The following is a 12,106-nucleotide window of genomic DNA, read 5'->3' on the forward strand; positions in this document are numbered from 1 at the left end:
AATCGTAGAATATGTACATATAGTTGTAACTGTAAATATTATCCGTTTTGAAATATTTATAAAAGGAGAAATTCATATGAAGAAAATACAAAAGCAATGTGAAATTGTAGAAGAATTGGATGCAACAGTAGGGCAAGAAGTATTATGGATAGCTCATCAAATGGAATTAGAAAATGGAATGAACAATGAAGCTACCATAATAAAGATAAAAGGAAATCTTCAAATAGATACTTTTAAGAAAGCGCTTACTTTAATAGTGCAATCTCATCCGGCGCTACGTACACTATTTATTAAAAGGGACGAAAAAATTAAACAATTCATTCAAAAGAGTATAGATTTTGATATACCAATTAAGGATTTAACTGCTTTTAAAAACACAGAACAAAAATTTATTTTTAAAAAATTCTTAGACTCTATAGTGAATGAGAAATTTGATTTAGAAGAAGGGCCTTTGTTTAAATTCCACATCATTAAATTGTGTGAAGATGAATTTATTTTACATATGATTTTTCATCACATTATTTATGATGGATGTAGTTTAGGGGTTTTTATCCAACAATTGTCTCATACGTATTGTGAATTACTTCAAGAAAATACGGGTTTAGTATTAGAATCTCCGTATAAGAGCCTTGTAGAATTTGAGGAAGGTTTTATTGACAGTGCAATATATAGAGAAGGATCATCCTATTGGAAAGATTATTTACAAGGTGAATTACCTCCTATAGAGTTTCCAGCTACTATTAATAAAATGAATGAACCGATATATACGAATGAAAATATAAGTAAGAATATTGATGCCGATCTATTTTATCAAATACAATGTTTTTCTAAAAGAAATAACATAAGTGTCTATCGGGTTATGTTAAGTACTTATTGTGCCTTGCTTCATCAAATGACAAACGCTGAAGAAATTATTGTAGGTATTCCAATTAATACTAGACCACACACGGAAGAAGGGAATGTTTTTGGTTATTTTGTTAATACATTACCAATACGTATAACAATAGAAAAGGGGGATACATTTAAGGGGATACTTAACAAGGTGAACAAATCTGTTCATTTGGCTATTAAGTATAAACATAATCCATATTCACATATAGTAAAAGATTTAAATCTAAATAATAATACACATCATAATATGATATATTCAACAGCATTTAATACGGTAAGGATACCTCAATTGAAAATTCCAGATATTGAGTCCACAGTTTTAACAGATTGTAAAAGAGTAAATCCTTTTAACATGACCTGGAGAATAATGAGATATGAAGGGGAAACAGAGAATAAAATTGAGGTTGACTATAATTCAGCGTTATATAAGGCAGAGAGTATTAGTGATTTAGTTGAAAGATATATATATTTGTTACAAAAACTAATGAAGAATGTAAATGAGCCTATCCATTCATTGGATTTACTTTTAAAAAAGGATCATCGTTTATACAAAGATATAAACTCAAATACTCTTGCATATCCTAATTCAAAAACACTAGATCAATTAATCGATCTACAAGCATTAAAATCGCCAAATCAAATAGCGATTTCAATGGGGGATAAATCGATTACCTATTATGACTTGCAGCAAAGGTCAAATCAAATAGCGAATTATTTACGTGAAAATGATATAAAAAAGGGACAGCGTGTAAGTATTACTATGGTGAGAGAGATTGATACAATTGTGTGGATTCTAGGCATACTAAAATCAGGTGGAGTTTATGTACCAATCGATCCAAAGTTTCCTGAAAAAAGAATAGAATATATATTAAAAGATAGTGAAAGTCAAATGATTATTACAAAGAAAGAATTCAGGGGATTAATTGAAAGTTTTGCGATTCATACAATTTATCTAGAGGATTTTCATTACGCTAATTCTATAGAAAATATTGTACCTACACATACCATAGAAGATACAGCGTATATTATCTACACGTCAGGTTCGACAGGTTTTCCAAAAGGAGTAGGTGTACCACATAAAGGAGTAATTAATTTATCATATTCATTAATGAATCAATTTAATTTAGACAAAAATGATGTATTTTTACAATTTGCAACGATGATTTTTGATGCCTCCATTATGGAAATGTTTCCGGTTTTGTTATGCGGAGGGAGAATGCATTTAATTTCTGAAATGGAAAAACGTTCTGCAGAAGAATTTATAAATGCAATTAACAAGAATGGTATTACATATGTTCTTTTACCAACTGCATTTTTTAAATTAATAGCTGATATGCCAAAAGAAATGTTACTTACATTAAATTCTTTAAAATGTGTATTTGTGGGAGGGGAAACCCTACCTGCTGAATCAGTTCGTAAATGGCAAAGTAAATTAGGGTTAAAGATTCCAGTTCTTAACGCATATGGTCCTACTGAAGCTACTGTATGTACAACCATTTATGAAGTAAATCATGAGATAAAAGAAGAAAGTTCTAATATCCCAATAGGTAAACCAATTGCTAATAGTAAAGTTTTCGTGGTCAGTCCGTTCAACACGTTATGTCCGTCAGGAGTAGTAGGTGAGTTATTCATTGGTGGTGATGGGGTTGCCAAAGGATATATAAATCAAAAGGAAAAAACAGAAGAGGCATTTATTTCTTTAGAAGAATCCTATAATCGCGATAAAAAAATGTATCGTACTGGGGATTTAGTACGTCTTTTACCAAGTGGGAACTTAGAATTTATCGGAAGGAAAGATAATCAAGTAAAACTACGTGGGTATCGAATTGAGCTTGATGAAATTGAAAGAGCATTATTTAAACACCCAGAGGTAAAAGATGCAGTAGTAGTAACTTATCAAAATGACAAAATCGCTAGCTTTTATTTATCAAAAGACAATACAGAGATAAAACAAGAGGACTTAAAAACATTCTTAAGTGAAAGTTTACCAGATTTTATGACTCCAAATTATGTATTTCACCTTAAAACATTTCCATTATCACCAAGTGGTAAGATTGATAGAAAAAAATTAGAATTACAAATCCCATCTTTACTTGAAAATATGAAGAATCAATATGTACCACCAATAAGTGAAACAGAAAAAAGGTTGGTAAAAACATGGTCAGAGATTTTAAATTTAGGGAAATATAGAATCAGCAGAGATGATGACTTTTTTAAACTTGGGGGACATTCATTAATTGCTGTGCAAGTGTTAAATCAAATTCAAAAAGAGTTTCATTTGAAAATAGAAATTAGAGATATTTTTGAGCATACAACAATTGCTAGTCTATCTGCTTACATTGATAAATTAATGGAAGTAAATACGGATAGAGAAGAACATGATATGCAAGTATTAAAGGTTGCAGATAAGGAATGTTATAAGTTATCCAGTGCTCAAAAAAGAATCTGGTTTTTAAATAAGTATAACGCTATTAATAGAGTATATGATACACAACTACACATAAATATTGAGCCAAGTTTAAAAAAGAATATTTTACAAGACGCCATAAGATTTTTAGTTGAACGACACGAGATGCTACGAACAGTGTTTATTGAAAAAAACGGGGAGCCTAGACAGGTCATATTAAAATCAATATCTATTGACCTTATTCACGATGATATTGAACACATAACTAAAAAGGAACAACAAGAATATATACGTAGAACAATAAATCAAACGGATCATACACCATTTGATTTGGAAAATGGACCACTTTTCCGGATTAGAATTTTTAATCTTGATAAGAAAAGATCCTATTTATATATCAATTTACACCATATTATTACCGATGAGTGGAGTGTAAGGAATTTATTAGATGAATTAATGAAGGTATATAATGCCTTTGCTAATCGAAGAAATCCCGAGTTACCAACTATTCCTAATCGATATGTGGATTATGTTGAGTGGGAACACAAGCAGCTAAAATTAGGCCGGTGGGATACAGAAAAATCTTATTGGATGACCGAGCTTTCGGCGCCTCTTCCCATACTAAATCTTCCGTTAGATTTTAGTAGGGATCGTCAAAGTACAAATAAAGGTAAAGTCTTTGAAATGAAGTTAGATAATAAAATGAAAGAGTCTTTGAAACAAGTATGTGAACAAGAGAATGTGTCTATGTATATGCTATTTTTGGCAGCATATATACAATTGTTACACTATCTAACGGATCAAAAAGATATTATTGTAGGTACACCGGTTGCTGGAAGGAATTATCAGGAATTTGAACAAATACAAGGATTTTTTGTAAATACTTTAGCTATTAGAACACAATTAAATGATGTGAAAAATTTAAAACAACTAGTACAAGTCGTTAAAGAAAAATGTTTGAATTCTTTCCAAAACCAATCGTACCCATTTGATAAAGTAATTGAGCAAATAAATCCTGATAGAAGTTTTGGAAATAACCCTATCTTTTCTACAATGTTTAGCTATCAGAAAGATATTTTGCAACAGCATGATGCGTACAAGCTTCAATTGTTACCTATTAAACAAGATGTTAGTAAGTTTGACATTTCTTTAGCTGTTGAAGAAGGATCGGATTATGTAGAGATTTCATTTGAGTATAATATTAATCTTTTCAAGGAAGCGTCAATTAATAGGTTTACTCAAAATTTACTTAATATACTGGACGCATTTATTCATCAAAGAACAGTGGCATATGAGAATCTTTCATTCCTATCACTGGAAGAGGAATCTCTATATAGAAAGGTAAATCATACAGAAAGACCGTATCCTTATTTTCAAAATATACAGGAGCAATTTTATAAGCAAGTTGATAGACAATCAAATCGGATTGCTATAGCTACAGAAACAGAGTCTTTAACATATAGACAATTAAATATGAATTCTAATCAAGTAGCTCAACATTTACTCGAAAAAGGTATAAAAACAGGTGACAAAGTAGCCATATTTTTAGATAGAAGTATCAATAGTATTGTCTCTATGATTGGAATATTAAAAGCTGGCGCTGCCTATATACCAATCGATGTAAAATACCCCGAGGATAGAATTAATTATATAGTAAGTGACAGCGAGGCATGTAGAATTATAACGAATAATAAATACAAAAATCATTTGAATTTAAGTAATTATAAGGTTTCAATAATAGAGGATATATATCGTACGACAATAAATGATGATGTTAAAATTTTAAATAAATCAGATGACTTGGCATATGTGATTTATACTTCAGGATCAACAGGCAAACCAAAAGGTACATTATTAACCCATAAAGGAGTATTGAATTTAGCTGAATGGAGAAATGAAGTGTTTCATATTTCCCCAGATGATAAAGTAACACAGTTTTATTCTCATAGTTTTGATTCTTCTGTATCAGAAATTTTTTCTACTTTGTTAAATGGGGCAGAATTACATTTATTAAGTGATGAACAGCGCTATTCAACTGTAGCATATGCCCAAGCTGTCCAAGAAATACAAGCAACTATTTCTGATTTACCAACAGTATATTTCAATGAATTATCTACTTCATTAACTAAACTAGATAGCGAGAAGATACGTTCTTTAAGATTTATGATAATGGGAGGAGAAGCTGCATCAACAAATGCTATTAGGAGTTGGCAAAATGCTTTTAAAAACCAAGTGCAACTGGTAAATGAGTATGGCCCTACTGAAGCAACTGTTTCAGCAATGTATTACTTCATACCAGTCTTAGAATGCGAAAATAACATTTTAGGTAGTATACCGATTGGTATTCCAATTTCTAATACAAAGGTTCATATATTGAACTCATATATGCAACATTGTCCGGTAGGTGGCATGGGTGAATTATATATTGAGAGTTTAGGATTGGCCCAAGGGTATTGGAAGCAGGAAGAGAAAACAAAACAGGCATTTATTTCAAATCCATTTTCAGAAGATAATAGTAAAAGGTTATATCGAACAGGTGATTTAGCAAAGTGGTTACCAAATGGAAATATAGAATTTATGGGGAGAAAAGATAAGCAGGTTAAAATTAGAGGGCATAGAATTGAATTAGGGGAAATAGAAGATGCAATATTCCAATTTGAGGGGATAAGTCAGGCTGTTGTAACACAAACAAAAGATGGAATGCTATTGCAAGCTTATTATAAAACAGTGGACGGTATAGAAATAGAGAAAAATAAGTTAGCAATACATTTATCAAATGTATTGCCAGAATATATGATCCCTAAATATTACTCTCATGTATTAGAAATACCAATAACAGCTAATGGGAAAATTAATTTCGAAAAACTTCCAGAAATAGACTTTGATAATGGGCAAAAGGATGTTTGTATACTTAAGCCTCAAACTAAAGTGCAAAAAAATATTGCAAAAGTATGGTCTGAAGTTTTAAACATAAAATCTATAGGTTTAAAAGATGATTTCTTTAATTTGGGTGGACATTCTTTAAAAGTTATGCCGGCATTAGTTAAATTAAAACCGTTATATCCTAACTTAAAAATTCAAGATTTTTTTAAGTATAGAACAATAGAAAAATTAGCCTATCATATTGAAGAGATGGAAAATATGCCGTTAAAGAAAGAGAAAGATATTAATGTAGCATGCATTGAAAATGAAACGAAAACGCCCCCTGTTTATAAAAGAAATAAATTGGAAGAATGCGGGATAGATATGGTGAATTATCCACAAGCAATTTTTCTTACAGGAGCAACAGGATATTTAGGAGCTCATGTTTTAGAACGATTATTACAGTTGCCATCTACGACTATTTACTGTTTAGTAAGAAAAAATGAGAATCAAGTAATTGATGAAAAGTTAAAAGAAAGAATGAGATTTTATTTCGGTAAAGAAATTATTCAAAAGTTGGAGGAGAGCGTAGAATTAATTGAAGGAGATTTATCTTTGATAAATCTAGGTCTGGATTCAAAGCAATTGGATCATTTAAAGAGTAACGTAGAGTCAATAATACATTGTGGTGGAGAAGTTAGACACTATGGAGAACGTGAGCATTTTCAAAAAGTAAATGTTCAGTCTACAAAATACTTATTGGAATTAGCTAAGAATACAAATGCACGTTTTCATTATATATCGACTTTAAGTGTAGTAGGACAGGCTGAAAGCGATCCAAAAGAATTTAAATTCTTTGAGTCTAATTTTGATAGAGGGCAAAATTTAGATAATGTGTACTTAGAAAGTAAGTTTCTAGGCGAGAAAATGGTCAGAGAGGCAATGGAAAAAGGAGTGCGTGCTACGATATACCGTGTGGGAAACTTAGTGGGTAACTCTAAAACGGGTAAATTTCAATTTAATATTAATGAAAACGCTTTTTATAGATTATTGAAAGGGATATGCTTATCTAACATAGCACCTGAAATCAATACGTATGTAGATTTAACACCTGTGGACTATGGAAGTTTAGCTATTACTGAACTATCTTATAAGGCCAATACAGTAAATAAAACCATGCATATTTGTAATCCAACTCAGCTTAAATGGGACCAATTTATTAATAGTTTACAAGCTTTTGGATACGATATAATGTTAATGAAGCAAGGAAAGTATGTAGAGAAGGTTTTTAATACCAATCTAAATACTGATGATCAACAAGCTTTAGAGCTCATAATGCCTTTGTTAGAATCTGTAGAAGAACTATCGGTAGCTATTCCATCTTGTTCGTATACGCAAGGATATTTGAAGAATGTACATTGTTTAGAACCAAATCAAGAGTATATCAATTTGTTATTAAATTATGCCATGAGTATAGGGTATTTACCATTAATTAAAGAACCAATACTGTTATAGCATATACTATCGATTTTTAACAAAAAAGAAAAAGTATTTCTCTTCGGGTTCTGGTGCAAAAAGATAATGAAGAGTAAAAAGAATGAGTCATTCCTAAAGGAATGACTGTTTATGCGGTAAGACGAAAGAGAATATTAATTAGTTGTATCTGACTTTGGACAGACCTTCCTCCATGGAAAGTCTGTCCTTTTCTAATCATATGCATAGCTTCAATTCCAGCAAGTGTTTTGGTTGCTGTGTGAAAAGATTGAAATCCTAGCATATATCGGGTCCATTTCTTGATAAAACGATGGCCTTGCTCGACAACGTTGTTTAGATATTTCAGCTGTCTTCACTTGAATAGCCACTTGGAATAAGGATCGACGTAAATGAGAAGCACTATGCTTGAAGATGAAGGTACCTGTAAAGTTAAAAAATTCCCTTTGTGTACCAAGGAGCAAAATATATTTATGATAAAATATAGAAAAAGATGATTAAGAAGGGACAATTAAAGTGAAACCAACAATTTATGATGTTGCTGAAAAAGCAGGTGTATCAATAGCGACTGTATCTAAGGTAATTAATTAAACAGGGCGTATTAGTGAAAAAACAATAAACAAAGTAAATAAAGTAATGGATGAATTAGATTACCAGCAAGTAGTGTAGCAGTGTTAACAGGTAAAAAAACATACACGATTGGGGTACTTGTCCCAGATATCTCAAACTCCTTTTTTGCAGAAGTAGCAAGAGCTTTTGAAAATAGTGCATGAGAATCAGGGTATACACTCATTTTATCAAAGATAGGCAAGAAAACCTCCACCTCAAAGAACGGTAGGGACGGAGTCCAGTGAGTAGGTGGGGGATGAATTGCCTTCGGACAACGGGTAGCGTTAGCTACCTAATATGCCCGATCTATAGGATTTCCACATGGTAAGATAATAGAAAGGAACATTGAATGTAGGTAAGGGAGGTGAGATGTAAATGCCAGTCAAGAAGGCATACAAGTTCCGTTTGTACCCAAACGAGAGGCAAAAGGAGCTAATAGATAAGACTATAGGGTGTGCGAGATTTGTATTTAATTTTTCTCTAGCAGAACAGAGGAAGAAAGAAAAACTGTGGTTACAGGTTAAAGAACTTGTGCAGGCAGGTATTTCCCTTTTTGAAGAGTACAAAACGGGCCTGTTTAGTAAATACCAAGCGGTTCCGAACATTCCGAAACTAAAAAAGAATTACAGTTGGTTAAAGGAAGTGGACAGTACTGCCTTACAGTCTTCTATAGAGGATTTACACGAGGGGTACGCAAGATTCTATAAGAAGCAGGGTGGGAAACCTCGATTTAAGTCAAAGAAAAACCCTGTACAGTCTTTTACTTCTAAGAGGGTCAGTAACAATATAGAGGTTATAGAAAAACGAATTAAACTACCTAAACTGGGGTCTGTTAAGTTCGCTAATTCTCGGGAGGTAGTCGGAGATATTAAGAGGGTAACGGTACGTAAAGCACCTTCTGGACGTTATTACATCTCAGTCCTTACAGAAACGGAAGTGGCTCAATTACCTAAAACGGGAAATACCGTAGGTATAGACGTAGGGTTAGTCCGATTTGCAACCTTATCTAATGGAAAAGAGTACGTTCTTCCTACAAGTCCAAAGTTAGAACAAAAACTTATACAATTACAAAAAGTTCTTTCCCGTAGAAAGGTAGGGTCTTCTAACTGGGAAAAACAACGTAAAAAGGTCGCTAGAGTCTATGAAAAGATAAAGAATATGCGAACAGACTACTTACAGAAATTCTCTACCATGATTATCAAAAACCACGATAACATAGGGGTAGAGGACTTGAAAGTAAGTAAAATGGTTAAAGATAGAAACTTCTCTAAAGAGATAGGTAAAAGAGCCTGGTACTCTTTCAGGGTCATGTTAGAGTATAAAGCCTTGTGGTATGGAAAGAAGGTCATAGCAGTAAACCCACGCTGTACCTCACAAACATGTAGTAAATGTGAACATGTCTCTAAAGAGAATAGGAAAAGTCAATCAGAGTATTACCAGCAAATGAAGATGAACATTTAACTCAAACATTGGAGGAGATTGCGATGAATCAAGATCCAATTTTACAAAAGGCAATAAATGGGAAAATATGAGCCGTGATTCTTCTTTCCGAACGGCATATGAAGCTCGAGAGAAACTACTTCTAGATGAACAAGCTAAGCTAGCACATGCAGAACAAGAGGGTATGGAAAAAGGTATTGAGCAAGGTAAGATGCAAATGATCCGAGGAATGCATGAAATTGGCGTACCACTTGAAACTATTGCAAAAGCAAGTAAGTTAAGTCTGAAGGAAATAGAGCGTATCTTGAAGTTAAAATAAATATATATATGTCTACAGAACTCATGAGTAGAAAAAATTAGACGTTCATTATCATATTACGTCTAATCGTAAAGCATTGCTGAAGATTCTACCAGTGTTAATGTTGACAACACGTTCTTTTGATTTTCAAACCTTTATGAGTAATATGGTGGGTTTAATCACTTCTATAATTTTAGGGACAGCTGTATTGATGTTTTTAATATCTTTAGCATTAGGTATGCTTTATAAGAAATTTGAACATCCCAAATATGGAAAATGGAGTTCAAGTTTGAGATATAGTTCAATTTTTATATTTGTAATGACATTGCTAGTACCGGCCTTACTGCGTCATTTATAATCTTGGTTTATATAAGGAGAAGGAGGAATAGTGCAGGTAGTATCTATAATGTTTCTGTGTAATTATGCTAGTACTTGTTCTCCTCTAGGTTGCTGATTTAAGTCTTAAACATTAAAAAGGATTTTGTTGTACGAAGTTTTGGCAAAGGAGGAGAGGTACTAGTGACCACTTTTGTTGTAATGGTGAGTATATTCTTAATTCTGTTCGTAATTGGTCCCAAAGCGACTAAGAGAAAAGAAGAAAGAGATAGAATAGAAAAAGAACATAAGGAGAAAATGGAGATTTTAGAGGAAGAAAAGATTGATTTAGATATTAATGGAACCAATGTAAGGTTACACAAGAAGCCTAAATTAAAGAAAAGTATATATAAAATAAAGAGTGATAGATAACTCCTCAATAGTAACTGTCAGCTAGAAATGAAGATACGGCGCTGTAATGGAGGAAAGATCACAAAAAATGATTAATCTTTATGTATAAAAACTTAAGCAATCCAAAATTTAAACCCATATGAATTGTGGATTTGAATTAAAGTTTAATAAGGATCTTATTTCAAGATGGAATGGATGTATATATTCATTCCATCTTTTTTATTGTTTAATATATCACTTAATGATATATTATTTATAGATATATCATTAAGTGATATAGAGAGTGGGGATAAAATGAAGTCACTAGAACAATTAACCGATTCAGTATTTTATATTATGGCAGGGTTTACAAAGCCTAGACATGGCTATGCGGTGATGAGTTTGATTGAAGAATTAACGAATGGAAAAGTAGTAATTGGGCCTGCATCACTATATACAATCATTAAAAAGTTAATAACCCAATCATACATTGAATTATTTGATGACTCAGATTCACGTAGAAAGGTATATGTTTTGACGGATAAAGGAAGAGAAGTGTTAGAGCAAGATATCTTGAGACGTAAAACGATGCTTGAATTTGCTGAAAATGGATTAAAAGGGGAGAACTAAAATGGGAGAAACAAAATATATAACATCATTTGGAATTGCTTTTTCTGAAAATAAGGATTTTAAAAAGTTAAGAAAGTATGCTGCAAAAGGATGGATTGTGAAGCGCTTTAAAAGAATGGGATATGAATTAGAAAAAGGAAATGCTGAAGATGTTATTTTTAGTCTTGATATTAGAGAATTAGGTGAGAATGATTTAGAAGAGTATGTCGAAATGTTTGAATTGGCAGGTTGGGAGTATGTTTGTTCAAGCTATAATATGCACCTATTTAAAGCGAAACCAGGTACAAAGCCGATTTATACAGATGCAGAAACAAAAAGGGAAAAGATTAAAAATGTTAGAAAACCAGTTATATCAACAGTTGCAATCAGTACGGCCTTACTGATTGTAAGTTATATAGTTTCTTCGATGAGTTCGGGATTATTAAGTACAATATTTGAAATAGTTTTCATGTTTTCGATTGTCATAACTATTCCAATGTTAATGACATTAATAGCGACTTACTACCATTCGTTGCGAACAAGATAATATAGAAAGTAAATTTTTAAGTTTATAAAAAAGGTGGGTGTTAGAAGTTATTCGCCTACCAAAATGATCCGATTTTTTAGAGATAAGTTATAAATCCCTTACATTTGAACAATCTCTGCTCAAATGTAAGGGATTCTTTTTATAATAAGATGAATCTTCTCAGTATCTTTTTATCTGAATTCATTTTAATTGTTGAAAATTTTGTAAAAATACTGATTCCAATAGGAATATATGTGCTTTATTCTCC

Annotated in this window: 5 protein-coding genes and 4 pseudogenes; 8 read left to right on the forward strand and 1 reads right to left on the reverse strand. The window is 32.0% G+C overall.

The genetic code is table 11. From position 1 onward, the window contains the following. Nucleotides 1-76 precede the first annotated feature (76 nt). On the forward strand, nucleotides 77-7,675 hold the full coding sequence (locus JFU18_RS29510) for a non-ribosomal peptide synthetase (protein WP_201035027.1): 7,599 nt from the start codon (nucleotides 77-79) through the stop codon (nucleotides 7,673-7,675). Between the two features lie 109 nt (nucleotides 7,676-7,784). Here the strand turns inward: JFU18_RS29510 and JFU18_RS29515 are convergent. Then, nucleotides 7,785-8,006, reverse strand: a pseudogene (locus JFU18_RS29515) (DDE-type integrase/transposase/recombinase); the annotation flags it as partial. Between the two features lie 161 nt (nucleotides 8,007-8,167). On the opposite strand from JFU18_RS29515, the pseudogene JFU18_RS29520 reads away from it, so the two are divergent. From JFU18_RS29520 to JFU18_RS29550, 7 genes and pseudogenes are all read left to right on the forward strand, one after another. Beyond that, nucleotides 8,168-8,421, forward strand: a pseudogene (locus tag JFU18_RS29520) (LacI family DNA-binding transcriptional regulator); the annotation flags it as partial. A 214-nt stretch (nucleotides 8,422-8,635) separates the two neighbouring features. Then, nucleotides 8,636-9,721, forward strand: a complete 1,086-nt coding sequence (locus JFU18_RS29525; RefSeq protein ID WP_201033433.1) for an RNA-guided endonuclease TnpB family protein — start codon at nucleotides 8,636-8,638, stop codon at nucleotides 9,719-9,721. Then, nucleotides 9,691-10,019 (forward strand): annotated as a pseudogene (locus JFU18_RS29530) (Rpn family recombination-promoting nuclease/putative transposase); the annotation flags it as partial. The gene JFU18_RS29525 and the pseudogene JFU18_RS29530, both read left to right, overlap by 31 nt. Before the next feature lie 76 nt (nucleotides 10,020-10,095). Beyond that, nucleotides 10,096-10,356 (forward strand): annotated as a pseudogene (locus JFU18_RS29535) (hypothetical protein); the annotation flags it as partial. A 161-nt stretch (nucleotides 10,357-10,517) separates the two neighbouring features. Then, nucleotides 10,518-10,745: a hypothetical protein gene (locus tag JFU18_RS29540; RefSeq protein ID WP_002191478.1), complete on the forward strand. Its 228-nt coding sequence runs from the start codon at nucleotides 10,518-10,520 to the stop codon at nucleotides 10,743-10,745. A 273-nt stretch (nucleotides 10,746-11,018) separates the two neighbouring features. Continuing rightward, nucleotides 11,019-11,333: a PadR family transcriptional regulator gene (locus tag JFU18_RS29545; protein WP_033713531.1), complete on the forward strand. Its 315-nt coding sequence runs from the start codon at nucleotides 11,019-11,021 to the stop codon at nucleotides 11,331-11,333. Nucleotide 11,334: 1 nt separating this feature from the next. Further along, complete coding sequence (locus JFU18_RS29550) at nucleotides 11,335-11,859, forward strand: DUF2812 domain-containing protein (RefSeq protein ID WP_002191480.1); 525 nt, start codon at nucleotides 11,335-11,337, stop codon at nucleotides 11,857-11,859. The last annotated feature ends 247 nt before the right edge of the window (nucleotides 11,860-12,106 follow it).

The sequence above is a fragment of the Bacillus sp. TH22 genome (genome assembly GCF_016651015.1).
Taxonomy (GTDB): Bacteria; Bacillota; Bacilli; order Bacillales; family Bacillaceae_G; genus Bacillus_A; species Bacillus_A mycoides.

Coding starts and splice junctions, on each gene's coding strand:
- JFU18_RS29510 (WP_201035027.1), top strand. CDS start 77: ATGAAGAAAATACAAAAGCAATGTGAAATTGTAGAAGAATTGGATGCA.
- JFU18_RS29525 (WP_201033433.1), top strand. CDS start 8,636: ATGCCAGTCAAGAAGGCATACAAGTTCCGTTTGTACCCAAACGAGAGG.
- JFU18_RS29545 (WP_033713531.1), top strand. CDS start 11,019: ATGAAGTCACTAGAACAATTAACCGATTCAGTATTTTATATTATGGCA.
- JFU18_RS29550 (WP_002191480.1), top strand. CDS start 11,335: ATGGGAGAAACAAAATATATAACATCATTTGGAATTGCTTTTTCTGAA.